The organism is Streptomyces sp. NK08204, from assembly GCF_020400585.1.
Classification (GTDB): domain Bacteria; phylum Actinomycetota; class Actinomycetes; order Streptomycetales; family Streptomycetaceae; genus Streptomyces.
The window spans coordinates 289,765-313,450 of sequence record NZ_JAINVF010000006.1; the positions used below are offsets into that span (position 1 = coordinate 289,765).

Sequence of the window (23,686 nt, forward strand, 5' to 3'; positions counted from 1 at the left end):
GTCCGGATGCTTGGATCCAACAGGTCCAGCCGCAGATTCACCACCGCCCTGGCCGGGTTCGGGCTGCTCCTCGGCGGAGCCGCCCTCCAGCTCGGCACCGGTGCCGCTCCCGCCCACGCGGCGACCACACACCGGGTCCTGTTCGACAACGCCCACGCCGAGACGGCCGGCAACGCCGACTGGATCATCTCCACCAGCCAGCCCGACCCGCTCGGCCAGAACGCCACGCCCTCGGCCGAGACGGACTGGACCGGCGCCCTGTCCTCCTGGGGCGTGGACCTGCAGAAGACCGGCAGCTACAGCCTGAAGACGCTGCCGTCGGGGTCCAGCCTCAGTTACGGCGGCACCTCCTCGACCGACCTGTCCAACTTCGACACGCTGGTCCTGCCCGAGCCGAACACGCTGTTCACGGCCGCCGAGAAGACGGCGATCATGAACTTCGTGAAGAACGGCGGCGGCCTGTTCATGATCTCCGACCACACCGGGGCCGACCGCAACAACGACGGCTACGACGCGGTCGAGATCCTCAACGACCTGATGAGCAACAACAGTGTCGACTCCACAGACCCGTTCGGCTTCTCCATCGACTCGCTGAACATCGCCTCCGACCACCCGGCGGCCATCAGCGACAGCACCAACCCGGTACTGCACGGCTCCTTCGGCAACGTCACCAAGAGCCTGATCGCCAACGGCACCACCGCCACGCTCAAGCCCGCCGACAACTCCTCCGTCAAGGGCCTGCTCTACCGCACCGGTTACTCCGGCAACACCGGCGCCTTCTTCCTGACCAGCACCTTCGGTGCGGGGCGCGTCGCCTTCTGGGGCGACAGCTCGCCCGTCGACGACGGCACCGGCCAGTCCGGCAACACGCTGTACGACGGCTGGAACGACTCCACCGCCACCAACGCCCCCCTCGCCCTCAACGCCACCGCGTGGCTGGCCGGTGACGGCACCACCAGCGGCGGCGGAGGCGGCGGCACGGGCACCTACACCGCTGCGCAGCTCCTCGGCAACAACGGCTTCGAGTCCGGGAACACCGTCTGGAGCGCCTCGAGCGGTGTCATCACCAACTCCACCGGCGAGTCGCCCCGCACGGGCTCCTACTACGCCTGGCTCGACGGCTACGGCAGCGCCACCACCGACACCCTCTCGCAGTCGGTGACCATCCCGTCCGGCTGCGCCAGCGCCAACCTCAGCTTCTACCTGCACGTCGACACGGCGGAGACCACGACCACCACGGCGTACGACACGCTCAAGGTGCAGGTGCTCAACAGCTCCGGCTCCGTGCTGAGCACCCTGGCGACCTACTCGAACCTCAACGCCGCCAGCGGATACACGCAGCGCAGCTTCAACCTGAGCAGCTACGCCGGGCAGACCGTGACCCTCAAGTTCACCGGCACCGAGGGTTCCACGCTCCAGACGTCGTTCGTCCTGGACGACACGGCGCTCAACGTCAGCTGAGGCCCCGGGCCCGGCCTCGAGGCCGGGCCCACCCGGTTCACGCCGCCGGCAGTGTCCGATCCGGCGTGTTCCAGCCGGAGTCCGCACGCCGGGCCGCGCGGCTCGTACGGATCGGCCGTCCGGCAGGTCGCGGTCCGTGTCACCGATTCGCCCGCGAGCACGTGATCACCCCGCTGCTCTGCGGGTGGTGTCTGAGCTGGACACCAGGGTCAGCCCGCCGTCCTGCGCGCACGACGGCCCGCGTGCCGTCGAGGCGGGCGTGAGGAAGGCCGGTCCACCCGGGTGGACCGGCCTTCGTGTTTGCCTGTCTCTTACTGATCGGTCTTCCTTTCCTCGTGTCTTGTCTTCATGGCTGGGGAGCGCGCTTCGCCGCCGTGCCGGCGCACATCAGCCCGAGGATGAAGGCCAGCCCGCCGATGATGACGTTGTTGATGATGACGCCCGCGTCCGGGCTCGTGCCCACGACCCACGGTGCGATGACCATCCAGACACCCATGGCGCACATGGCCCAGCTCAGGCCGTACATCCGCTCGGGGGCCCTGGTGAATCCGAGTGCCAGCAGGCCGATCGCGATGCCCATGATCAGGTTGTGGGTCACGAGCGCCGGCTGGCTCGTCGTGTAGTGCAGGATCCACGGAGATGCCGCGCAGTACAGGCCGAGCAGGAACACCGGCCCGTCCACGAGCGCCACATCACGGCCGCCGAGCATGCGGGCGTAGCGTGCCCGCATTTCGGAGACATCGGGGTGGCTTGTTATGTCACCCCTGTGTGAGACGTTGGCCATGACTCGTCTCCTTTGACTTGTGCAGGCAGCGACCGCATCTTGTGCGGTATGCGGTAAGCGCCGCTTAGCGCCCATTGTGCCCTTATTTCTTGTTTATGTGTAGGGGTCGGTGTCTGTGGTGAGGGAGCCCCGGCCGGGCGCGTTCCGGCCTTCGGCGTGCGTCGCCGTGACGGGGCACGCGCGTCGCCGTCGCGTCGCCGGTACCGTCCCCGTCGCCCCGGATGCCGTAGGGCCGCACGGCCTGGCGTGTCCGGCCCGCGGCGCCATCGCCCGTGGTGCACGCCGGTTTCCGCGCCCCGGCCTCCCGTGCGCACCGTCGGCTCCCGTCGCCGTCGCACCCTCCCGGGCCGTTCGTCGCCGCGTCCGGGCGCGCTGTGAGCCGCGTCACGAGATCGCCGGAATTTACTTGAGTGCATGAAAGGTTGCTGACTGCATCTGATCTGTCGAGACCCTGCGTCCGGGCCGCACCAGCCCGTGCGCCACCAGTGAGGCACCCGTGAACCACTCCACCCCCGAGCGGCCCGCCGACATCGTCGCCCGGCTGCGCGCCACCTTCCGCACCGGCCGCACCAAGCCCGTCCAGTGGCGTACCGGTCAGTTGCGACGCCTGCGCGCCCTGCTCACGGAGAACGGTGCCGATCTCGCCGCCGCCCTCCACGCCGACCTGGGCAAGAGCGGCACCGAGGCCCACCGCACCGAGATCGACTTCACCGTCCGCGAGATCGACCACACCCTGGAGCACCTGGCCGGCTGGCTGCGCCCCGAGCCCGCGCCCGTCCCCGCGTACCTCGGCGCCGACGCGACGGCCTGGACGCAGTACGACCCGCTCGGCGTCGTCCTCGTCATCGCGCCCTGGAACTACCCGGCCCAGCTGCTGCTCGCCCCCCTGGTCGGCGCGCTCGCCTCGGGCAACGCGGTCGTCGCCAAGCCGAGCGAGCTGGCCCCGGTTACCTCTGCCACGCTGGCCCGGCTGATCCCGGCCTACCTCGACACCGACGCCGTCGCCGTGGTCGAGGGCGGAGTCCCGGAGACCACCGCCCTGCTGGCCGAGCGCTTCGACCACATCTTCTACACCGGCAACGCAACCGTCGGCCGGATCGTGATGCGCGCCGCCGCCGAACACCTCACCCCCGTCACCCTCGAACTGGGCGGAAAGTCCCCGGCGTTCGTCGACCGGGGCACCGACCTCGCCGTGGTGGCGGACCGACTCGCCCGCGGCAAGTTCCTGAACGCCGGCCAGACCTGCGTCGCTCCCGACTACGTCCTGACGGACCCTCAGACCGCGGCGGATCTGGAAACCGCGCTGGCCCATGCCGTCCAGGGGCTGTTCGGCACCGACCCGGCGGCCTCGCCGGAGTACGGCCGGATCGTCAACGAGCGGCATTTCGACCGGCTCCGCGCCCTGCTGGGCTCGGGCCGTGTCGCCGTCGGCGGCGACAGTGACCGCAGCACCAGGTACATCGCGCCGACCGTGCTCGCGGACGTCGCCCCCGAGGCGCCCGTGATGCAGGAGGAGATCTTCGGGCCGATCCTGCCGATCCTCACGGTGACCGGCCTGGACGAGGCCATCGACTTCATCAACGACCGTGACAAGCCCCTCGCGCTGTACGTCTTCTCCGGGTCCGAGGAGACGCGCGAGCGCATCGCCGCCGAGACGTCCTCCGGCGGCCTCGGCCACGGCCTGCCTCTGGCCCATCTCACCGTCAGCGACCTGCCCTTCGGCGGAGTGGGGGAGAGCGGCATGGGCAGCTACCACGGCCGCTACTCGATCGAGACCTTCAGCCACCGCAAGGCGGTGCTCGACAAGCCGCTCGGCTGACCCCCGTAACCCGCCGCAGGGGCCGTCGGCAGGTGTGCGACACTCCGCCGATGACCGCTGAAACGATCACCGCAGACGCCTCCGGCACCTTCACACTCGGCGACCTGCCCGTCAGCCGCATCGGCTTCGGTGCGATGCGGCTGACGGGCAGCGCCGCCTTCCACCTCGGCACGCCCAGCGACCGCGCACGCTCGATCGCGGTGCTGCGCCGAGCCGTGGAACTCGGCGTCAACCACATCGACACCGCCGCCTTCTACTTCTCCGCCCTCCGCTCGGCCAACGAACTCATCAACACCGCGCTCGCCCCCTACCCGGACGACCTGCTGATCGCCACCAAGGTCGGCCCGTTCCGCGACTGCTCCGGCGAGTGGGCCACCTCCGCCCGGCCCGACCAGCTGCGCGGCCACGTCGAGGAGAACCTGCGCCAGCTCGGCCGCGACCACCTGGACCTCGTCTACCTGCGCCGCATGCGCCAGGACTCCATCGCCGAGCACTTCGGCGTACTCGCCGACCTGCGCGCAGCGGGCCTGATCCGGCACCTTGGCATCTCCGCGGTCGAACCCAGGCACCTGACCGAGGCGCTGCAGATCGCGCCCGTGGTGGCCGTGCAGAACCGGTTCGGGCTGGCCGCCGCCGACCCGGACGCCGACGAACTCCTGCGGATGTGCGGGGAGCGGGGCATCGCGTTCGTGCCCTTCTTCGCCATCGCGGGCGAGGGCGCCGACCGTGGTGCCACCGCTGCCCGGCAGCAGGACGAGGTGCTCGCCGTCGCCCACGCGCACGGCGTGAGCCCCGCGCAGGTCCGCATCGCCTGGACTCTGCACCAGGGCCCGCATGTGCTCGCCATCCCCGGCACCGGCAACGCCGACCACCTCGCCGACAACATCGCCGCGGGCGCCATCAGGCTCACGGAGGAGGAACTGGACCGGCTGGACGCCGTGCGCCGGGCCGCCTGAGCGCCTGCGCGGTGGCGGGGCCTGTCGATCAGCTCGTTCCCGGATGCGATGCGCACAAGGGTGCGCCGGCGCACCCCGGTGGACGGCAGCCCGCTGACTACAATCCAGTAGACGGTCTTCCCAGCCGTGGGCGGGGGCGGACGGGGCGCAGCGCCGTGGACGAAGACGGAGTGAGGAACGTTCCATGACCGAGGCCAAGGAAGAACGCCGGTCGGCCGGTGAACTCGAAGCGAGTGTCATGGCCGCGCTCTGGGCCGCCGGTACACCCCAGACGCCCGGCCAGGTCCAGCTGAGCCTCGGCGCCGGCCTCGCCCGCACCACGGTCACGACGATCCTCGCCCGGCTGCACGACAAGGGCGTGGTCGAGCGGGAGCGGCAGGGCCGCGGTTACGCCTACTACCCCGCCCGGGAGGCCAGGGACGCCCAGGGCCTCACCGCGCGCCGGATGCACAGCGAACTCGATCGCGACAGCGACCGTGAGACGGTCCTCGCCCGCTTCGTCGCCCAGCTCAGCCCCGACGACGAACGCATCCTGCGGGACCTGCTCGAATCCGACGACCGTTGACCGCGCTGCTTCTGCTCCTGCTCCTGGCCGCCCCCACCGGACCGACCTGGCGGTGGCCAGGGCGTGCCTCGAAGATGTCGACGGGCCGGACATGGGGGTGTCCCAGGTCCGGCCCGTCCCCGTGCGCCGCTAGACGTCGAGCTGGTGCTGGTGTGTCGTGTGCGTGGGTATGTAGCCGAGGCTGTCGTTGATCTGTCTCATGTGCGTGTTGCCGTCGGCGGTGTCGGTCAGGAGGCCGCCGAGGCCCGGATAACGGCCACAGGTCTGTCGGATCGACTCGGCCTTCATCCATCGCCCGAGGCCGTGTCCCCGGTGCTCGGGCAGCACGCCGGTGCCGTAGTGCTGGCCGTCGCCTGTGCCGTTGCCGGGGACGACGAGTTCGGTGAACCCGGCGATCGAGCCGTCCGAGGCGTCGACGGCGACGACGGTGTGCAGCTGGTCGCCGCGCTGTTCGACGGCCTTCGCCGCAGCCCGGACGCGATCCACGTCCCAGGTCACGGTGCCGTAGTCGGTGCCGTCCATGGGCATGTCGTCCATGGCGCGACGTGAGGCGGCGAACGTCTGGGCGAGGCCGTCGGGGACGGTTCCCTGCCAGGACACCAGCCGGTAGCCGGGATGCGGACGCTCGACGATCTCGTCGAGGGCGGTGGTGTCCACATCGGCCAGGGGCAAGCGGGAGAACCTCAGTGTGAGGACCTTACGGAAACCGCGCGCCGCCAGGAAGCGGTCGCCGGGCGATCCCGCCTCAGCCTGCGCGAGGACGCGGCGTCGGGCATCGTCCCGGGCGGCGGCCACGGCGGCGTCGAGGAGCCGGGAGCCGACGCCTCTGCGTCGCTCCACGGGATGGACACTCAGGGTCAGTTCGGCCAGGTGCTTCTGTCCAGGGCCGGTGAACAGCCGCAGAAAGGCCGTCCCGACCGGGATGGAATCGGCGTCGGACGCCAGCCATGCAAGACGCCGGCTGTGCGGCCCGTGAGCGGGGTCGGTCAGTGGGGTGATGCGAAGCGACAAGGTGACTCCGTCGTGAGGAGGTGGCAAAGGTCAGTACGCGGGCTCAACTGCTGGGCACTCCTGCGCATGTGCTCCACACCTCCTCGTCGACAGCGCCGGTCCGCAACAACACGGACGGCCGGCAGAATCTAGCTGGCCCGCCGGTTCCTCGGCAAAGGGTTAATGACCTGCTGGCCGGCGAGGTCGTCCCCGGGGCGGCTGCACCCCCTGCGCTCGGCCCCGCCGTACCGGCTGCTCGGCCACTCACGACAACACCGTCCGCCCGTTCTTCTCGCTGCTCGGGGAGCCGTCCGCGCCGGAGGCGGCCTCCCGCAGGACGAGGACGACGAGCGGTGGGGGTCGAACGCGCGAACGCGCGGATCAGTCGTCGAGCGCGGTGAGCGCGTGCGCGTACTGATCGCCGGTGACGGGCTCCAGCCAGGTGGTGCCGTCTCCCTTGCCGTCGCCGACGACCATGGCGATGTGCGCCATCTGCTGCTCAACGCAGCAGATCAACGGCCATCTGCCGGGCGACGGAAAGGCTGTCGTGACGACGCCCGGCGCAACCCGGTCCCCTGCCCGCCGTCCAGGGCGCCCACCGGACCCGGCGCCCGACCACCACCCTCCCGCCGGCCTGCATGGTCGTCTCCCGCGGCGGCCCCCGGTGACGGGCATGGCGGACGTCATCGCCGGGCCGAGGCCGCCGAGGGGGGAGGCGGGGCGCTGACCACCTGGTCGGCACCCCCTGCCCAGGCCGCCCACCACCCCGGCACCGGTCCTGCTCCCGCCGCACGCGGACGCGCGTAGACCAAGGACTGGCGTCCGTGAGGTTTTACGTATAACCTCACCCGCTAACCACCTCCACCGGAAGGTCCCGATGCGACGCGTTGCCCTGGTCGCCCTCGTGGTCGACGACTACGACGAGGCGATCCGCTTCTACACGGAGGCCCTCGGATTCCGGCTGGCCGAGGACACGCCCCGGCCGGACGGCTCCCGCTGGGTCGTCGTCGAGCCCGGTCCGGACGGCGCCGGTACCGGCCTGCTGCTCGCCCGCGCCAAGGGCGCAGAACAGCGCGCCCGGATCGGGGACCAGACCGGCGGACGCGTGGGGTTCTTCCTGCACACCGACGACTTCGCCCGCGACCACGCCCGTATGGCCGCCGCCGGCGTGACCTTCCTGGAGGAGCCGCGGCACGAGCCGTACGGCACCGTCGCCGTCTTCCGGGACCTGTACGGCAACCGCTGGGACCTGCTCCAGCCCGCCACCGACCGACCCACCGCCCACCCCGCACCATCTGCCGAGGAAGCACACCCATGACCGCGACCCGCATCGACACCGAGACCCTCCGCCGGCTTCCCAAGGCCGTCCTGCACGACCACCTCGACGGCGGCCTGCGCCCCGCCACCGTCGTCGAACTCGCGGCCGCGGTCGGCCACACCCTGCCCACCACCGACCCGGACGAGCTGGCCGCCTGGTACTTCGAGGCCGCCAACTCCGGCGACCTGGTCCGCTACATCGCCACCTTCGAACACACCCTCGCCGTCATGCAGACCCGCGAGGGCCTGCTGCGTACCGCCGAGGAGTACGTCCTCGACCTCGCCGCCGACGGCGTCGTCTACGCCGAGGTGCGCTACGCCCCCGAGCTGAACGTGCGGGGTGGGCTGACCATGAAGGAGGTCGTGGAGACCGTCCAGGAGGGTCTCGCGGCGGGCATGGCGAAGGCCGCCGCCGCGGGCACTCAGGTCCGGGTGGGCACCCTGCTGTGCGGCATGCGGATGTTCGACCGGGTCCGCGAGGCCGCCGACCTGGCCGTCGCCTACCGCGACGCCGGCGTCGTCGGCTTCGACATAGCCGGCGCCGAGGACGGCTTCCCGCCCGCCGAGCACCTGGACGCCTTCGAGCACCTGCGCCGCGAGAACGTGCCGTTCACCATCCACGCCGGCGAGGCGCACGGCCTGCCCAGCATCCACCAGGCCCTGCAGGTGTGCGGCGCCCAGCGCATCGGCCACGGCGTGCGCCTCACCGAGGACATCGTGGACGGCAAGCTCGGCCGCCTCGCCTCCTGGGTCCGCGACCGCCGGATCGCGCTGGAGATGTGCCCGACGTCCAACCTCCAGACGGGCTGCGCCACCTCGATCGCCGAGCACCCGATCACGGCGCTGAAGGACCTGGGCTTCCGGGTCACCCTGAACACGGACAACCGTCTGGTGTCGGGTACGACGATGACCCGCGAGATGTCCCTGCTGGTCGAGGAGGCCGGCTGGGGCGTCGAGGACCTGCGCACGGTCACGGTGAACGCACTCAAGAGCGCCTTCCTCCCGTTCGACGAGCGCAACGCCCTGATCGAGGACGTGGTCCTGCCGGGTTACGCCGCCGCGCTCTGAAGCAGTCCCTTGAGGTATGCGGCCTGTCCGACGTGCTGAAGGTCGTCGGACAGGACGCTCACCAGGCGCACCCCGAGGGTGACCGGCGGGTCCCAGCGCACGTCCACGATCCGCTCCAGGTCCTTCGCGGCGAGCGTGTGCAGGGCTCCGAGCGTCTGCTCGTGCACGGCGTCGTAGTACTCGGCGAGCGCGTCCGCCGACTCGACGCGCACCTCGGCGACTTTGGCGGGACTGTGCCCGTACCCGATGTCGTTGCGGGGCAGGCCGAGGCCGAACCGCTTCTCCCAGCCCTGGGAGAGCCACACCTGGTCGAGCTCGAAGGCGTCGGCGACGTGGTCGTCCTGTACCCGGGTCAGGTGCCAGACGAGCCAGGCGATGGAGTTGGCGTCGGGGGCCGGGCGGGCGTTCAGCTCCTTCGGCCCGAGGCCGTCGAGGGCGGCATGGACTTCTTCCTGGATGCGGCCGTAGCCGTCGATGAGGATGTCCTTCGCAAGCATGCTTCCACCATCGCGCATCACCGTCGCTCGTGCGTGCGCAATGCGCCGTCCGTCACGTCCCGCACGGCCGGGGCGGGGCCAGGCCCTCCGCTTCCAGCAGGGTGACCAGGGCACGGGCCGCCGGGCTGGTGGCCCGCTCCGGCGGCAGCAGCGCGACGGTCTCGTACTTCGGGTCGCCCGTGACCTCGAGCGGGAGCGCCGTGAGCGTGGGGCGCTTGTGCCGGAAGTGCCGGGGGACGACCGCGATGCCGAGGTTCTCCTCGACCAGGTCCAGCAGGCCGTGTACGTCGTTGACCTCCAGCGCGACCGTCCGCCGGACCCCGGACGCGGCGAAGGCGGCGTCCGTGATGCGGCGCGGGCCCCAGTCCGGCTGGAAGTCGACGAAGACCTCCCCGGCCAGGTCCGGCGGCGTGAGTACTGCGTCGGACGAGGCGAGGCGGTGGCCGCCGTGGCACAGGACGATCATCGGCTCGCTGGTCAGGGACAGCGAGCGCAGCTGGTCGGTGTCCGCCTGCGTGCGGTACGCGAAGGCCAGGTCGAGGCGGCCCGCCGTGACCTCGTCGGCCAGTGCCCCCGAACCTGCCTGCCGCAGCCGGATCTCCACATCGGGGTGCCGTCCCCGGAACGCCGCCAGCAGCTGTGCCACATGCACCCCGGCGATGCACTGCTCGGTGCCCAGCGCCAGCGTGCCGCGCAGCACGCCCTGCACCGCGGCGACCGCCTCGTGCGCCGAACGCACCTGGGCCAGGATCCGCTCGGCCTCCGCCAGCAGCGCGCGGCCCGCCTCGGTGAGCGTCACCCGGCGGGTGGTACGCACGAACAGCGGCGCCCGCAACTCCCGCTCCAGCGCCCGGATGGAGGCGGACAGACCCGACTGGGACACCATCAGGCGTTCGGCGGCCCTGGTGAAATGCTGGTCCTCGGCGACCGCGACGAAGTGCTGAAGATGGCGCAGTTCCATGATTGAGAAGCCTAACCGCTGAATTCCATCGGATTCTCCTGTTGGACCGCTGCCCGCGTCCCAGGAAAGAGTGGGCCGGTAGACCATGTGCCAACCCCTCTGGAGTCGCGTTGTACACCGCCCACCCCGACCGCTACGCCGGCATGCCCTGCCGGCGCGCCGGACGCAGCGGCCTGAAGCTCCCCGTCCTGTCGCTCGGCCTGTGGCACAACTTCGGCCCCGACCGGCCCGTCGAGGCCCAGCGCGCCATCCTGCGCCGCGCGTTCGACCTCGGCGTCACCCACTTCGACCTGGCCAACAACTACGGCCCGCCGCCCGGCGCCGCCGAGTCCGCGCTCGGCGAGGCGCTGAAGGCGGACTTCGCGCCGTACCGTGACGAGCTGATCATCTCCACCAAGGCGGGCTATCTGATGTGGCCCGGCCCGTACGGTGAAGGGGGCTCCCGCAAGTACCTGCTGTCCTCGCTGGACCAGAGCCTGCGGCGGATGGGCCTGGAGTACGTCGACATCTTCTACTCGCACCGCTTCGACCCGGACACTCCGCTGGAGGAGACCATGGGCGCCCTGCACTCCGCGGTGCAGCAGGGCAAGGCGCTCTATGTCGGTGTCTCCAACTACTCGGCGGAGCAGACCCGTGAGGCCGCCCGCATCCTCGGCGAGCTGGGCACCCCGTTGCTCATCCACCAGCCGCGCTACTCGATGCTCGACCGGCGCCCCGAGGACGAGGGCCTGCTCGACGCGCTGGACGAACTCCAGGTCGGCTCGGTCGCCTACTCCCCGCTGGAGCAGGGTGTGCTCACCGGCCGCTACCTCGACGGCATTCCCGAGGACTCCCGGGCGGCGAGCGACAGCCCCTTCCTGCACTCGGACGCCGTCACCGAGGAACTGGTGGGCCGGCTGCGCGCCCTGGACCAGATCGCCAAGTCCCGCGGCCAGAGCCTGGCCCAGCTCGCCCTGGCCTGGGTGCTGCGCGGCGGCCGGGTCACCTCCGCCCTGGTCGGCGCGAGCAGCGCGCGGCAGATCGAGGACAGCGTCGGGGCCGTCGGCAACCTGGACTTCGACACCGAGGAACTGGCGCTGATCGACGCGCTCGTGCGGCCGTAGGACGGCGGCAGCCGCGGGCGAAGGGGTGCGTCGCCCTCCGCCCGCTGTGCGTACGCCTCTCAGGCGCCGGCCGGCACCCGGTCCAAGAACCCCAGCACCTGCCGGATCCGGCCCTCGTCGTCCAGCGTGACCACGTCGAATCCGGCGACCGGTGCCGAGCCGTCGGCCTCGTTCACCAGCTCCCAGGCGAAGCGCGCGGTGTCGTGGTGCCCGTCCACCGCGCCGAGCGGCCGGAACACGAACCCCGGGAACTGCTCGTGGACCGCCGCGATCACCGCCGCGATCTGCTCGTGCCCCTGGACGTCGGCAAGCGGGTCGGTGTAGCCGCCGTCGGCGGTCCAGGCGGCTGCGACCGCCTTGGTGATGGCCTCCGGCTGGGTGGCATTCCAGGCCTCGAAGTAACGGGCCGCGGCGATCTCGTAACGGTCGGTGTTCACGGACATGGTGAATCAGCCTCCATCGAGGATGTATCTGCTGGTCAGGAGCCGGATCTCAGGGTTCGTCGATCCGGTGTGACCACCATGCCCGAGCCGCGCGGGGCCGGTCGATTACCTCCGGCGTAATCGGCGGAGCCCCTATGGCACCCGACCAGCCTGCGCGAATCCGCCCAGAACGGGCGGTGAATATGCCAAGAGTGTGGCCGGAAAGTCATGGTGACAGCGTTTCGGGAGTGTCGATACTCGAACTTCAGGGGCACTTCACCGCACAGGAGCCGCACCGGCAGCGAGGTCTGGTCGGCGTACCAGCGAGGCGACGGGGGAGTGAGCGTGCACGACGAATTCCTGTGCCACGTCACCGCGTACGGCACGTGCGGCGGGCAGCGCATCGGCGTACCGCTCGGCACGTACCGCGCGCCGACCCTGGCACTGGCCCTGTGGTGGCTGCGCGACCGGGCGTCATGGATCGCCGAGCGGCTCGACCCCACTCCCGAGGGCACCGTCTTCCCGGCGGGGGCGCTGGTCCCGGTCGCGGACACCGTCGCCGACGTCCCCACGCTGCTGCGGGCCTGGTGCGCCGACGGCGACCGGCAGGAGCAGGCCGCCGACGAGTTATCGGGCGGGCGGCTGGTGCGGATCGCCGCCAGTGACGACACCACCGAGTACGAGCTGCTCGCCGAGTCCGTCGACGCACTGCGCATGCAGCGCACCGTCCCGGCGCTCGTCGTCACCATGGCCTGACCGGCGTCGCCGGTGCCGCCCACGCCGTCCGCCGACCCCACGGGCGCAAAAGTGAGCGAATTGGTGGAATATCGGTGGAATTCCGGCCATGGTGGAGCGGCCGGCGGCACCGACGGCGCCCGAACTCGTCGAAGCCGGCGCCCGACTGACCGCCGTGCCGACACCACCGAGCCGGGGGTTTTGTCCCCCTCCTGTGGTCCCGCCGTGCGGCATGCCCGCCTGAGAGGCTCCCGACCCGGCACGCCCCCCTGCCCCCCTCGACACGCTGCCGCCGGTGCAGCTCGTGCAACGGCCCGGCGACGGGGGCCACATCCACTGCGCGGACGGCTGCCGCCTGGTCGCCGTCGGCGCCCCAGGACCCGCCCGCCACCGACGGCACCGACGCCGCCGCCGACCCGCGACGGCGGCCTTTCAGGGCCGGCCCTGCTGTTGGCCCGCCCACCAGTACGACGAGCCGCCCGCGCCGAGCGAGGCCCGCCCTGGCCTGGGCCGGGCCGCCACACCGGCTGGGCAGAACCCGTCCTCCGCGGGTGAGACCCGGCCTCAGAGCCCGGCCGACGCGACCCGGCGCCGTACCGGCACCGCCAGCAGACCGCCCACGAAACCGGCGGCCAGTCCCCACAGCGCCCCCAGGCCCACCGCCTGCCACAGCTGTGGTTTGAGGAAGAGTTCCCCGGACAGGCCGCCGCCCAGGTTTCCGATGCCGAGAAGGGACAGACCGTAGTGCGCCGAGACACGGCCCACGAGGCAGATCATGAGGACGGTCAGAGCGAGTGCGACGGCCAGGCGCAGGGCGTGCTGCCAGGTCCGCACGCCGGCCGGTGAGCGTACGGCCATCTGCACGGCGACCGCGAGCAGCAGCACCGCGTCGGCCACCACGAGCCACCACGCCCGGCCGTCGTAGCCGGCGAGCGTGCGCAGGTTCAGCGTGGAGACATCGGGGGCGCGCAGGACCGCGTCCAGCACATGCGGCATCGGCAGCCCGAACGGGCCCGCCACGCGGCCGTGCCAGGTCGCGCCCAGGCCCACGGTGAGCGCCGGCCACGCCAGATTGGGCAGCCCGAGCAGGATCAGCGCGCATGTCGTGGCGGGGTGCCCGCGCGTCGCCGCCGTCACCAGCCCGACGACCAGGGCGGCGACGACATAGGCGAGCAGCAGCACCACCATCGCGTGCGCGGCGGGGCGCACCGACTCCTGCAGGCGCAGCAGCCGCCCCGGCAGCGGCGCCCCGCGCGCGACCAGCAGGGTGAGCACCAGCACCCCGGCCAGCCACATCAGCCCGAACAGCACCGTCAGCGGCACGTTCGTCGTGAACCCGACCCGGGGGCCGGCGGCGAACAGGCCGGTGAGATCGGCGAGGATGCCGTTGCCCACGTCGACGGCGAAGGTCTGCCGGGCACCGAGGGCCAGGCCGATCAGCACGAGCAGCCACAGCGCCGCGATCCGCGCGGCCCAGCCCGCCAGCTCACCGGCCGAGGCGACCGCTCGGTGCCGCAGCGGCCGGAGGAAGCACGCCCCGATCACCAGCGCACCGGCCAGGGTCACCGACAGCGGGATCACGGTGAGACCGGCCCGGGTCTGCGCCAGCGCGCCCGCGTTGCCGGAGAGTTCGACGCTCCCCCCGACGGAGGCGGCCACGGTCGCGGCGACCACCCGGGGAAACGCCCCGTCCGGCAGGTCCGCCGCTCCGGCCGCCCACAGTCCGAGCGCCGCCGTCAGTGCCATGACGGCCAGCCCGGCCAGCACCGTGGCCACGGCCCGCGCCCAGCCGTGCCGGGCGACGGGCCGCTCGGGTACGGGCCGGGCGGGGACGGTCGGAGGGCTCACCCTGCCACGCTAGGCAGCGCCGGCGCAGCCCGCCCGCCGGGTGGGCCGTCCGCGTCGGCTTGCGGGCCCCTCACGATCGGCGCACACGATGGCCGTGGCGCCTCGACACGCCCCCACGTGACTTCCCTGACCAAAGCCGCGCGCTGCGACGGGTCTTCCGCGAGCCCGACCAGCACATCACGACGGGAAGGCGCGCTCGTGAGCGTCCGCGCCGTCCGGCGCCCCGGACTCGTGAGCGCCGTACGCTGTCTCACCGGACGCCCCGGACGCCCCGGACGCCCCGGACGCCCCGGACGCCCCGGACGCCCCGGACGGCGTGACGATCGCCGCTGTGCGCGCCCGGCGAACGCGTCCGGGACTGCCGGACCCTTGCCCGGGGTACGAGGACCGGTGCAACAGCCGACCGGCCGGACCGGGCTTCCGAGAGAGGCAGCATGACCGAGCACCTGGGTGGGGTGGTGGAACCGACTGGTATCGACGTGACCGTGGAGCCGCTGCGACGCGCGGCGCACTACACCGGCGAACCCGGATGCATCGCCGAGGCGCGGGATTTCGCCGCCCGCTTCCTTCAGCAGCTGCGGACCGAATGGTGTGCCACCATCGACGGCCGCACCCACGGTGAGCTGCTCCTGGTCGTCAGCGAGCTGGTCACCAACGCGGAACGGCACAGCAACGGCCCGTACATCCTCGATCTGGAGGGCACGGACTCCGCGGTCACGGTGGCCGTGTACGACAGCAGCTCCGCTCTGCCCCGCGTCTTCCCCAAGGACCCCCGGCGCATCGGGCGGCACGGACTGGAGATCGTGCACGCACTGGCCGCCGAGATCACGGTGGAACGCGTGCCCGTCGGCAAACGGGTGCGCGCACGCGTCGAGTTGAGGTGCTGAACTAGGCTGAGGGGATGAGCGACGAGGTGAGCGAAGCCCGAGTGATCCCTTTGCGACCCGACACGCCCGTGGCCAAGGAGCCGCTGTGGCGCGACCTGGTCGGTGATGTGCTGCGCCGCGAGCGGCAGGCGCAGGAGCGCACGCTCAAGGAGGTGGCGGAAGCAGCCCGGATCTCGCTGCCCTACCTCTCCGAGGTCGAACGTGGCCGCAAGGAGGCCTCCTCGGAGATCCTCGCCGCCGCGGCCCACGCCCTCGGCCTGGACCTCGGCGGTCTGCTGTCCCGGGTGCACAGCGAGCTGTCCCGGCAGACGAGCACGGCTCGCCGGCCCGCGCCCGCCCAGCCGTACAACGGCCTCTGCCTGGCCGCCTGACACAGTCGCCCGACGAACCCGCCGGACCGAGCCAGGGTCAGTGGTGCGTGTGGCGTCCGGACAGCCGATGGGTTCTGCGGCGAGGATCGGTCGAAACAGGTGACCGCGTTCCACGCTGCAGGAGGTCCTCATGGCCACCGATGGATTCACCACATGTCTCTGGTTCGACGGACAGGCCGAGGAGGCCGCGGATTTCTACGTGTCGGTGTTCAACAACTCCGGCATCGGCCGCGTCGGCCGCTACACCGAGGCCGGTCCCGGTCCGGCGGGCTCCGTGCTCGCAGTGGAGTTCACGGCCAACGGCCAGAAGTTCGTCGCGCTCAACGGCGGCCCGCAGTTCACGTTCAACGAGGCCGTCTCCTTCCAGATCCACTGCTGTGACCAGCAGGAGATCGACCACTACTGGAGCCGGCTCACGGAGGACGGCGGCGAGGGCGGCCCCTGCGGCTGGCTCAAGGACAAGTACGGCGTCTCCTGGCAGGTCGTCTACGACCGGCTGATCGACCTGCTCGGCGACCCCGACCCGGAGAAGGCCGCGCGCACCGCCCGGGCCATGCTGAGCATGGGCAAGCTGGACGTCGCCGAGCTGGAGCGGGCGTACGCCGGGGAGTGACCCCGGCCGTCAGACCCGGTCGGCCGCGATCAGCAGATACTGGAAGCTGCCATTGCGGTAGGCGTCCAGGAACGTGTCCTCGATGCCCGTGACCAGATGACCGGCCTGCTTGCGCAGCTTCCAGTAAGGGATCGCGGCGTCGGTCAGATCCTGTACGTGAACCGGCACCAAGCGGTGACGCGCCATCGCCTTGAAGTACTCCGAGCGCGGATGGATGTCGCAGATGTAGTGCGCGTTGATCAGCGACACCTCCCGCGAGGCCTGCCCGTACGTGTCGTCGTAGCAGCCGGTGATCACCACGTACCGTCCGCCGCGCCGCAGCAGCCGGGCGTGCTCGGCGAAGAGCAGGTCCAGTTCGACGTACATGGTCGACTCGTTGTTCCAGGACGCCGCGTACGCGCCCGAGGCGAAGCCGGTGTCGAGCATGTTGCGGTGGTGGTAGCGCACCTTGCCGTCGATGCCCCGGGCACGCGCCTGCTCGTTCGCGAACGCGGCCTGCTTGGTGGAGATCGTGACGCCGTCGGCGTGGCAGCCGTAGCGCAGGTGCGCCACGACGCTGCCGCCGCCCCGGCCGCAGCCGGCGTCGAAGACCCGGTCGTCGGGCGCGAGCGGGCCGAGATGGGAGGCGAGCAGCTCCGCCTGGGCGTGTTCCAGGCGGTGCAGCTCGTTGGTGATGCGGTCCCGACGCAGCTCGGGGTCCGGCTCGTCGAGCACCGACCAGTCGGCCTCTCCGATGCCGTAGTGGTGGTGGTACAGGTCGTCGATCCTGCCCAGTTCGAGGTTGACCGGGTTCTCCTCGGCGTTCCAGTAGTCGGCGACGCGGCTCTGGTAGGTCGACTGGGTCGGTACCGGTGCCGGTACCGGTGCGGTCCGCGTGACGGGGGCGGTGGTCAACGGTGACTCCTCTTGGTACATGTGACGGTGTGTCAGGGAAGCGGGTTACCAGTAGTCGGGAAGGTGGTAGCGGTGAGTGTTCGTGGCGTGCCACTCGTGGTTGCCGGACACCCAGGCCGCCAGTCCGCGGGCGTACCGCTCGATGAGCGGCGAGCCGGCGGACAGCAGGGCGGACTCCTCCTCGAAGGCCGACATGATCCGGTTGTGGATCTCTACCGACGTCAGGTAGGCGGCCTTCAGCCCGCACCGCTCGTTCGCGGCGACGACCTGCGGCAGGTTGAGGTGGGTGGGGTCGCTCGCCAGCTCCTTGGTGAAGGAGTACAGGTCGTTGACGATCGTCGTCGCGTTGCACGCGAGGGCGGTGATCCGCTGGATCTCGGGGCGGGCGTAGACCTGTTCGGGCAGCTCGTAGCCGTCCACGGCGTCCACGACGGACAGGCAGGGACGGAAGTTGTTGAACTGCCGCATCACCAGGTACTCCCAGACCCGCGGCACGTACCGGGTCTCCGCCCAGGAGGCCTCGGCCAGGTAGCCGAGGTGCAGCCGGGCGAGGTCGTGCACGAGCCGGTCGGTCTGGCTCGGCGTGGCGAGGCCGGCGAAGTCCCGCAGCGCGAAGTGGTACGAGCGCAGCGGACCGTCCGCGCGCACGCCCTGGCGCCACTGCGCCTCCAGTTCGGGAGTGCCGTGGTAGGGGTCGAGCGCCGACTGGGCCAGGACCAGCCGACCGCCGAGGCCGCGGCGTGCCCCTCCTCGGCCCTCGTCCTCCTCGCAGTAGCAGCTGTCGACGATGTTCTCGGCCAGCAGCAGCTCACCGGCGGCGGTGAGGCGGTCCAGGTCGACCGCGCCGGGATGCTGGAGCACCACGGCCCGGCCGAACTGGAAGCCTGCGAAGTCCCCGTGCCAGGCGGCCGGGAAGAGGTCCTCGGCACGGGCCCACGCCTCCAGGCGGCGGTCGATCTCCCGCACCTTCTCCGGGTCGGCAGGCACAGCGGGCCGGTACAGCAGACCGGGGATCACCCCGGTGCGGCGGTGGGCCCGCAGGCTCCGGGCCAGGTTCGGGGGCCCGGGTAGTGCATACGCCGTCGTGGACGGGGTCGTGGACAGGTCGGGTGCGGTCGTGGTCGCGGCGGGTGCGGTCGTGGACGGGTCGGGTGCGGTCGTGGACGGGATCGCCGTTGTGGACGGGGTCGTGGTGGTGGTCATGTGATGCTCCGGGCCGTCATTCGGGGAGCCGTCCGACCTGGACGTTCTCCAGGATCCCGGCCGCGTCGGGGACGAGGATGGCCAGCGAGTAGTAGGCGGTGACGAGGTAGTTGATGATCGCGGCCGAGTCGATGCCCATGAAACGGACGTTCAGGCCCGGCTGGTGTTCCTCCGGGATCCCCGTCCGGTAGAGGCCGATCACGCCCTGGTCGGCCTCGCCGGTGCGCAGCGCGATGATGCTGCTGGTGTGGTCGTCGCTGACCGGGATCTTGCTGCACGGGAAGATGGGCACGCCCCGCCAGGCCGGCACCTCGTGGCCGTCGACGTTCGTGGTGCCGGGCACCAGACCGCGCCGGTTGCACTGCCGGAAGAACGCGGCGATCGCCTTCGGATGGGCGAGGAACACCTTGGTCTTGCGCCGCATCGACAGCAGCTCGTCCATGTCGTCCGGGGTCGGAGGGCCGGTCAGGCTGCTGATCCGCTGCCCGTAGTCGACGTTGTGCAGCAGCCCGAACTCGCGGTTGTTGACGAGCTCCCACTCCTGGCGTTCGCGGATCTCCTCCACGGTCAGCCGGAGCTGCTGCGCGGTCTGGTCCATGGGGTCGTTGTAGAGGTCGGCGACCCGGGTGTGGACCCGCAGCACGGTCTGGGTGAGGGACAACTCGTATTCGCGCGGAGCGAGTTCGTAGTCCACGAAGCCACCGGACAGTGTCTGCTCGCCCACGTGGCCGGCCTGCACCGGCACCTCGGCCTCACCCTTGCGGTTCATGGGCCTGCGCTGCCGCTCGACATAGGCCCGCAGATGGGCCGCGAGGGACGGCACCCGGCCGCTGAACTCCTGGACGGCGTTCCAGGGCAGCGACAGCACCACGCCCGCTGTCTCGGCCCGCACCGAGGCCAGCCACAGTGGGTCGGACTGCCCGACCGCCTCGTCGCCCATCTGGTCGCCGTCGGTGACGACCCCGATGATCTCCTCGTCGCCGTACTTGCCGTTGGTGAACCGGGTGAAGCGGCCGTGGACGACGAGGTACGCCTCCGTGACGGGCTGGCCCGCCTCGAACAGCACCTGACCGGCGCGCACCTCACGGGGCTGGAAGCGGGCGGCGATCTCCCGCAGGACGTCGGTGTCGGGGTAGCCGCGCAGGATCGGCAGTTCGGTCAGCGTCTCGGGAATGACCCGGATGTCGTCGGCGCCGTTCTGCTCGAAGTGCACCCGGCCGCGTCCGGTGCGCAGCTGGAGACGGCGGTTGACCCGGTAGGTGCCGCCCCTGACATCCACCCAGGGCAGGGTCTTCAGCAGCCATCGAGAGGTGATGGCCTGCATCTGTGGTTCTGACTTGGTGGTCGTGGCGAGCTGGCGTGCCGCCCGGGTGCTCAGACTGGTGAGCTGTCCGTCGGCCGTGGGGTCGGGGGCGGGATCGTCGACGGCGGAACCGGTGGCGCCCTGCGGTGTGGACACATTCCCTCCAGCTGAGCGGTGAACGGGTGTGAGCGGACAGGAGTGACCGGATCGGTCGGTGGTGAACGTGTTGGCCGTGTGCCTGAATCCACCCAAACAGGCCTGGTGGGGGCTGCGGTACGGCGTGAAAGGGGCGGATCGGCACCCCGGGAGTCGTAAACCTGCCCTGGGGGGCGCGGACGGCCGGCGGCCCGCCCGCGCGCCGGTGGGCTGCTTCCGCGAGCCGGGTGAGCGAGCCGGGTGAGCGGGCCGGGTGAGCGGGCCGGGTGAGCGGGCCGGGGACGGGCTCAGGACAGGTCGTTCACCAGCACGGCCGCCCCGTCGAAGCGGTCGGCCTTGAGGTCCGCCAGCGCCCTGGGAGCCTCGGACAGCGGATAGGCGTGCGTGGTCGCGTGGACACCGTACTGGGCGGCCAGGGAGAGGAACTCCCGTCCGTCCGCACGGGTGTTGGAGGTGACGCTGCGCAGCTCCCGCTCGTAGAACAGCTCGCTCTCGTAGTGCAGGGGCGGTACGTCGCTCAGGTGGATCCCCGCGATCACCAGCACCCCTCCCCGGTCGAGGGCGCGCAGCGCGACCGGGACCAGCTCACCTGCCGGGGCGAACAGGATCGCCGCGTCCAGCGGCTCCGGCGGCGGCCCGGGAAGGTCGTGTGCGGAGGCGGCGCCCAGCTCCAGCGCCAGCCGCCGGGCCGCGGCGCCCCGGGTGACCACGTGCACCCTGGCCCCCTCGGCGAGCGCCACCTGCGCGCACAGATGGGCGCTGCCCCCGAAGCCGTACAGGCCCAGCCGGCCGCCGGCCGGCAGCCCGGCGCGGCGCAGCGCACGGTGGCCGATGATCCCCGCGCACAGCAGCGGCGCCGCCGCCACGTCGTCCAGGGCCCCGGGCATCCGGTAGGCGAAGCCGGCCGGGACGGTGGTGTACTCGGCGTACCCTCCGTCGGCGTCCCAGCCGGTGTACCGCGAGCCCGGGCACAGGTTCTCGGCGCCCCGCGCACAGTACGAGCACACCCCGTCGGTGTGCCGCAGCCAGGCCACGCCCACCCGGTCGCCCCCCGTGAAGTCCTGGACCCCGGCCCCGGCCCCAGCGACCACGCCGACGACCTCATGGCCGGGTGTCACCCCGGCCCGGTGCACCGGCAGGTCGCCCTCGGTGACGTGCAGATCGGTCCGGCACACCCCGCAGGTCCGCACGCGCACCAGCAACTCGTCCGGCCCGGGCACCGGAACCGGCCGCTCCACGAGCCGGAGGGGTCCGTCCTCGACCGGCCCCGGCCGCACCACCGACCACGCCCGCATGGCGTCCTCCGCCTTCCTTCGCGTCCTTGGCCCGTCCCTTCGTGTCTTCGGCCGTCCCTTCCGTCCCTCGGCGGTCCCTTCCCGTCCCTCGGGGGTTGCTTCCCGTCCCTCGGCCCCGTGCGCGTCTTGCGGTCGACCCCTCGTGACCCTCCGGCGGACCGGGCCGGTCGTCGCCCGCATCCCCAGTGTCCGCCGCGCACCCGTTCACCGCGCGGGCGGACGGCGGGCTGGCTAGCGTGAACAACCGGGGCAGAACCGACCGGCAGACAGACCAGGAGGCCGCGCCATGGCCGTGCTACCCGAAGGAGCCCCCTGCTGGGCCGACGCGATGTTCAGCGACGTCGAAGGGGCCAGGAACTTCTACGGAGAGGTCCTCGGCTGGACCTTCGGCGAGGCCGCGTCGGAGTACGGCAACTACACCCAGGCTTATGCGGACGGCAAGGCGGTGGCCGCCGTGGTCCCGCCCGTGCCCGGCCAGGAGGGCCAGTCGCAGTGGTGCCTGTACTTCGCCTCGCCGGACGCCGCCGCGACCGCCGCGAAGATCAGGGAGAACGGCGGCGAGGTGCTGATGGAGCCGATGCAGGTCGGTGACTTCGGCACGATGTGCCTGGCCCGGGAACCCGGCGGAGCCGTGTTCGGCGTCTGGCAGGCGGGCACCCACGAGGGGTTCGAGGCGACGGCGGTGCCCGGTGCCTACAACTGGGCCGAGATCTTCACCCGCGACCCCGAGCGGACGGACGCGTTCCTCACCGCCGTCTTCCCCTACACCGTGAAGCAGCTCGAGGACGACGGGGTCGACTTCCGGGTCTTCGACATCGGCGACGACACGGTCCTCGGCCGGATGCGGATGACCGAGGAGTTCCCGCCCGAGGTCCCGTCGTACATCAACGTGTACTTCGGCGTGAGCGACTGCGACGAGGCCGTCGCCCGGGCCACCAAACTCGGCGCCGTATTGCGCTTCGGGCCCACGAGCAGCCCCTTCGGGCGGTTCGCGGCGCTCAGCGACCCGCAGGGTGCGAACTTCTCGGTGATCGACGTCACGACCACCGAGGGCGAGATCCCGAGGTTCGCGGAGGCCTGACCGGGGGCCGGCCCCGGGCCGGACCGGCCCCCGGTCAGGCCATGGCATGATCGAGCACATGCGTGAACGTGTGGTGGCCGCGTGCGACGGGGCTTCGAAGGGAAACCCCGGACCGGCCGGATGGGCATGGGTGGTCTCGGACGACGAGGGGACACCGGCCCGCTGGGAGGCCGGTCCGCTCGGCCGGGCCACCAATAACGTGGCCGAGCTGACGGCGCTGGAGCGGCTGCTCGAGGCCGTCGACCCGGAGGTGCCGCTGGAGGTCCGGATGGACTCCCAGTACGCGATGAAGGCCGTCACCAGCTGGCTGCCCGGCTGGAAGCGCAACGGCTGGAAGACGTCCGCCGGCAAGCCGGTCGCCAACCAGGAGCTGGTGGTACGCATCGACGCGCTCCTCGACGGTCGCACCGTCGAGTTCCGGTACGTCCCCGCCCATCAGGTCGACGGCGACCCGCTGAACGACTTCGCCGACCGCGCGGCCAGCCGAGCGGCCTCAGTCCAGGAGGCGGCCGGCAGTGCGCTCGGCTCGCCCGAGCCGCCGCCGTCGCCCGACACCCCGAAGGCGGCGGCCCCGCGCCGGAAGGCGCCGTCCCGCCGCACCGGCGGCGCGGCGTCCTCGCGCACCATCAAGGCGAAGTTCCCCGGTCGCTGCCTGTGCGGCCGTTCCTACGTCGCGGGCGAGCCCATCGCCAAGAACGCGCAGGGCTGGGGCCACCCGGAGTGCCGTACCGCCGAGGCCTGACCCAGACCGGGTCCGACCGACGGGGGTCCGACCGACGGCGGTCCGACCGGGGCGCCGGTCAGGAGCCGAAGGTGCAGAACGCCCTGTGGTCGGTCGAGCAGGCCGACGGGGCGCACGCCGTTCCACGGCTTCCTCGTGTCGTTCAGGTCCACCGCGCCCCGGGTTCCGCCGGCCGGCACGTACGCGGCCTCGGGGTGTCGGACCTGCTGCTCGGCCGACAACTCGTCGACACAGGCGTGGTGCGGCCAGAACGCCGGGTGCGGCTACGGCTGCAGCGGCACGCACGGCACCTGCGTCGTCGAACGTTCCCGGAGACCCTCACCGACCTCGGCCTGGACCGGGCGGGCGGGCGAGGCCGACGGACCGGCGCTGCCGGAGAAGCTCTTCGCCGGCGTCCTGGAGGGTCATCCGCTCGTCTGCCGCCCCGGCGCACCGGAAGTCCGGGCGGGGGCCCACGCCATGCCGGCCGGGGCTCGTCCCTCCCTGGAGGAGCCGGCCGTACCTGACCGCGGACGGCACCGACACCTACGGTCGGCTGCGCCCCTGCGACCGGCTGCGCCCCTGCGACCGGCCGCGCCCCTCCGGCCGGCTGCTCGCCGAGGCGTTCCACAAAGG

At 71.8% G+C, this 23,686-nt stretch carries 23 protein-coding genes; 13 read left to right on the plus strand and 10 right to left on the minus strand.

What is annotated here, in order from left to right:
* Window positions 1-6: 6 nt before the first annotated feature.
* Window positions 7-1,461: an immune inhibitor A gene (locus K7G59_RS12985; protein WP_225833637.1), complete on the plus strand. Its 1,455-nt coding sequence runs from the start codon at window positions 7-9 to the stop codon at window positions 1,459-1,461.
* 346 nt (window positions 1,462-1,807) lie between these two features.
* On the opposite strand, the gene K7G59_RS12990 is transcribed toward K7G59_RS12985, so the two are convergent.
* Window positions 1,808-2,245, minus strand: a complete 438-nt coding sequence (locus tag K7G59_RS12990) for an SPW repeat protein (RefSeq protein WP_225833639.1) — start codon at window positions 2,243-2,245, stop codon at window positions 1,808-1,810.
* A gap of 496 nt (window positions 2,246-2,741) precedes the next feature.
* On the opposite strand from K7G59_RS12990, the gene K7G59_RS12995 reads away from it, so the two are divergent.
* From K7G59_RS12995 to K7G59_RS13005, 3 genes are all read left to right on the plus strand, one after another.
* Window positions 2,742-4,064 (plus strand): aldehyde dehydrogenase family protein, encoded by a 1,323-nt coding sequence (locus K7G59_RS12995; RefSeq protein WP_225833641.1) that lies wholly within the window; start codon window positions 2,742-2,744, stop codon window positions 4,062-4,064.
* Window positions 4,065-4,114: 50 nt separating this feature from the next.
* A complete protein-coding gene (locus tag K7G59_RS13000; protein WP_225833643.1) occupies window positions 4,115-5,020 on the plus strand; it encodes an aldo/keto reductase in 906 nt (301 codons plus the stop codon).
* Between the two features lie 184 nt (window positions 5,021-5,204).
* A complete protein-coding gene (locus K7G59_RS13005) occupies window positions 5,205-5,585 on the plus strand; it encodes a BlaI/MecI/CopY family transcriptional regulator (RefSeq protein WP_225833645.1) in 381 nt (126 codons plus the stop codon).
* Between the two features lie 129 nt (window positions 5,586-5,714).
* Here K7G59_RS13005 and K7G59_RS13010 read toward each other — a convergent pair whose 3' ends face one another.
* Complete coding sequence (locus K7G59_RS13010; protein WP_225833647.1) at window positions 5,715-6,596, minus strand: GNAT family N-acetyltransferase; 882 nt, start codon at window positions 6,594-6,596, stop codon at window positions 5,715-5,717.
* A gap of 856 nt (window positions 6,597-7,452) precedes the next feature.
* On the opposite strand from K7G59_RS13010, the gene K7G59_RS13015 reads away from it, so the two are divergent.
* A complete protein-coding gene (locus K7G59_RS13015; protein WP_225833649.1) occupies window positions 7,453-7,893 on the plus strand; it encodes a VOC family protein in 441 nt (146 codons plus the stop codon).
* Entirely contained in the window at window positions 7,890-8,960 is a 1,071-nt protein-coding gene (locus tag K7G59_RS13020) for an adenosine deaminase (protein WP_225833651.1), read from the plus strand. Before K7G59_RS13015 ends, K7G59_RS13020 begins: the two co-directional genes overlap by 4 nt.
* On the opposite strand, the gene K7G59_RS13025 is transcribed toward K7G59_RS13020, so the two are convergent.
* Window positions 8,942-9,457, minus strand: coding sequence for a DinB family protein (locus K7G59_RS13025; protein ID WP_225833653.1), 516 nt, complete (start codon window positions 9,455-9,457; stop codon window positions 8,942-8,944). The two genes, K7G59_RS13020 and K7G59_RS13025, sit on opposite strands and share 19 nt — an antisense overlap.
* Before the next feature lie 52 nt (window positions 9,458-9,509).
* A complete protein-coding gene (locus K7G59_RS13030; protein ID WP_225833655.1) occupies window positions 9,510-10,418 on the minus strand; it encodes a LysR family transcriptional regulator in 909 nt (302 codons plus the stop codon).
* A gap of 110 nt (window positions 10,419-10,528) precedes the next feature.
* Here K7G59_RS13030 and mgrA point away from each other — a divergent pair, with 110 nt between their 5' ends.
* A complete protein-coding gene (mgrA, locus tag K7G59_RS13035) occupies window positions 10,529-11,521 on the plus strand; it encodes an L-glyceraldehyde 3-phosphate reductase (RefSeq protein ID WP_225833657.1) in 993 nt (330 codons plus the stop codon).
* A 59-nt stretch (window positions 11,522-11,580) separates the two neighbouring features.
* Here the strand turns inward: mgrA and K7G59_RS13040 are convergent, their stop codons facing one another.
* Complete coding sequence (locus K7G59_RS13040) at window positions 11,581-11,964, minus strand: nuclear transport factor 2 family protein (RefSeq protein WP_225833659.1); 384 nt, start codon at window positions 11,962-11,964, stop codon at window positions 11,581-11,583.
* Between the two features lie 324 nt (window positions 11,965-12,288).
* On the opposite strand from K7G59_RS13040, the gene K7G59_RS13045 reads away from it, so the two are divergent.
* Window positions 12,289-12,699, plus strand: a complete 411-nt coding sequence (locus K7G59_RS13045; protein ID WP_225833661.1) for a hypothetical protein — start codon at window positions 12,289-12,291, stop codon at window positions 12,697-12,699.
* A gap of 543 nt (window positions 12,700-13,242) precedes the next feature.
* Here the strand turns inward: K7G59_RS13045 and K7G59_RS13050 are convergent.
* A complete protein-coding gene (locus K7G59_RS13050; RefSeq protein WP_225833663.1) occupies window positions 13,243-14,526 on the minus strand; it encodes a streptophobe family protein in 1,284 nt (427 codons plus the stop codon).
* Between the two features lie 434 nt (window positions 14,527-14,960).
* On the opposite strand from K7G59_RS13050, the gene K7G59_RS13055 reads away from it, so the two are divergent.
* The 3 genes from K7G59_RS13055 to K7G59_RS13065 all read left to right on the plus strand — a co-directional run bounded on the left by K7G59_RS13055 (window position 14,961) and on the right by K7G59_RS13065 (window position 16,397).
* Window positions 14,961-15,413 carry an ATP-binding protein gene (locus K7G59_RS13055; RefSeq protein ID WP_225833665.1) on the plus strand — a complete coding sequence of 151 codons (453 nt, stop codon included), beginning with the start codon at window positions 14,961-14,963 and terminating at the stop codon, window positions 15,411-15,413.
* A 14-nt stretch (window positions 15,414-15,427) separates the two neighbouring features.
* The gene (locus tag K7G59_RS13060; protein WP_225833667.1) at window positions 15,428-15,784 is read left to right on the plus strand and encodes a helix-turn-helix domain-containing protein; all 357 of its coding nucleotides are present in this window, start codon (window positions 15,428-15,430) and stop codon (window positions 15,782-15,784) included.
* A 130-nt stretch (window positions 15,785-15,914) separates the two neighbouring features.
* Entirely contained in the window at window positions 15,915-16,397 is a 483-nt protein-coding gene (locus tag K7G59_RS13065) for a VOC family protein (RefSeq protein WP_225833669.1), read from the plus strand.
* A gap of 9 nt (window positions 16,398-16,406) precedes the next feature.
* Here the strand turns inward: K7G59_RS13065 and K7G59_RS13070 are convergent, their stop codons facing one another.
* The 4 genes from K7G59_RS13070 to K7G59_RS13085 all read right to left on the minus strand — a co-directional run bounded on the left by K7G59_RS13070 (window position 16,407) and on the right by K7G59_RS13085 (window position 21,248).
* Window positions 16,407-17,291 (minus strand): geranyl diphosphate 2-C-methyltransferase, encoded by an 885-nt coding sequence (locus K7G59_RS13070; RefSeq protein WP_225833671.1) that lies wholly within the window; start codon window positions 17,289-17,291, stop codon window positions 16,407-16,409.
* A 45-nt stretch (window positions 17,292-17,336) separates the two neighbouring features.
* Entirely contained in the window at window positions 17,337-18,494 is a 1,158-nt protein-coding gene (locus tag K7G59_RS13075) for a family 2 encapsulin nanocompartment cargo protein terpene cyclase (protein WP_374114217.1), read from the minus strand.
* A gap of 16 nt (window positions 18,495-18,510) precedes the next feature.
* The gene (locus K7G59_RS13080; protein ID WP_225833673.1) at window positions 18,511-19,953 is read right to left on the minus strand and encodes a family 2B encapsulin nanocompartment shell protein; all 1,443 of its coding nucleotides are present in this window, start codon (window positions 19,951-19,953) and stop codon (window positions 18,511-18,513) included.
* Window positions 19,954-20,240: 287 nt separating this feature from the next.
* The gene (locus K7G59_RS13085) at window positions 20,241-21,248 is read right to left on the minus strand and encodes a zinc-binding alcohol dehydrogenase family protein (RefSeq protein ID WP_225833675.1); all 1,008 of its coding nucleotides are present in this window, start codon (window positions 21,246-21,248) and stop codon (window positions 20,241-20,243) included.
* A gap of 286 nt (window positions 21,249-21,534) precedes the next feature.
* Between K7G59_RS13085 and K7G59_RS13090 the strand changes: the two genes are divergently transcribed.
* On the plus strand, window positions 21,535-22,329 hold the full coding sequence (locus K7G59_RS13090; protein ID WP_225833678.1) for a VOC family protein: 795 nt from the start codon (window positions 21,535-21,537) through the stop codon (window positions 22,327-22,329).
* A gap of 46 nt (window positions 22,330-22,375) precedes the next feature.
* Complete coding sequence (locus tag K7G59_RS13095) at window positions 22,376-23,071, plus strand: ribonuclease H (protein WP_225833680.1); 696 nt, start codon at window positions 22,376-22,378, stop codon at window positions 23,069-23,071.
* Window positions 23,072-23,686 lie beyond the last annotated feature (615 nt).

Bases quoted from the DNA above. Each gene is read 5' to 3' on its own strand.
- K7G59_RS12985 (WP_225833637.1), top strand. From the start codon at position 7: ATGCTTGGATCCAACAGGTCCAGCCGCAGATTCACCACCGCCCTGGCC.
- K7G59_RS12990 (WP_225833639.1), bottom strand. From the start codon at position 2,245: ATGGCCAACGTCTCACACAGGGGTGACATAACAAGCCACCCCGATGTC.
- K7G59_RS13000 (WP_225833643.1), top strand. From the start codon at position 4,115: ATGACCGCTGAAACGATCACCGCAGACGCCTCCGGCACCTTCACACTC.
- K7G59_RS13005 (WP_225833645.1), top strand. From the start codon at position 5,205: ATGACCGAGGCCAAGGAAGAACGCCGGTCGGCCGGTGAACTCGAAGCG.
- K7G59_RS13015 (WP_225833649.1), top strand. From the start codon at position 7,453: ATGCGACGCGTTGCCCTGGTCGCCCTCGTGGTCGACGACTACGACGAG.
- K7G59_RS13020 (WP_225833651.1), top strand. From the start codon at position 7,890: ATGACCGCGACCCGCATCGACACCGAGACCCTCCGCCGGCTTCCCAAG.
- K7G59_RS13025 (WP_225833653.1), bottom strand. From the start codon at position 9,457: ATGCTTGCGAAGGACATCCTCATCGACGGCTACGGCCGCATCCAGGAA.
- K7G59_RS13030 (WP_225833655.1), bottom strand. From the start codon at position 10,418: ATGGAACTGCGCCATCTTCAGCACTTCGTCGCGGTCGCCGAGGACCAG.
- K7G59_RS13040 (WP_225833659.1), bottom strand. From the start codon at position 11,964: ATGTCCGTGAACACCGACCGTTACGAGATCGCCGCGGCCCGTTACTTC.
- K7G59_RS13055 (WP_225833665.1), top strand. From the start codon at position 14,961: ATGACCGAGCACCTGGGTGGGGTGGTGGAACCGACTGGTATCGACGTG.
- K7G59_RS13060 (WP_225833667.1), top strand. From the start codon at position 15,428: ATGAGCGACGAGGTGAGCGAAGCCCGAGTGATCCCTTTGCGACCCGAC.
- K7G59_RS13065 (WP_225833669.1), top strand. From the start codon at position 15,915: ATGGCCACCGATGGATTCACCACATGTCTCTGGTTCGACGGACAGGCC.
- K7G59_RS13075 (WP_374114217.1), bottom strand. From the start codon at position 18,494: ATGACCACCACCACGACCCCGTCCACAACGGCGATCCCGTCCACGACC.
- K7G59_RS13085 (WP_225833675.1), bottom strand. From the start codon at position 21,248: ATGCGGGCGTGGTCGGTGGTGCGGCCGGGGCCGGTCGAGGACGGACCC.
- K7G59_RS13090 (WP_225833678.1), top strand. From the start codon at position 21,535: ATGGCCGTGCTACCCGAAGGAGCCCCCTGCTGGGCCGACGCGATGTTC.
- K7G59_RS13095 (WP_225833680.1), top strand. From the start codon at position 22,376: ATGATCGAGCACATGCGTGAACGTGTGGTGGCCGCGTGCGACGGGGCT.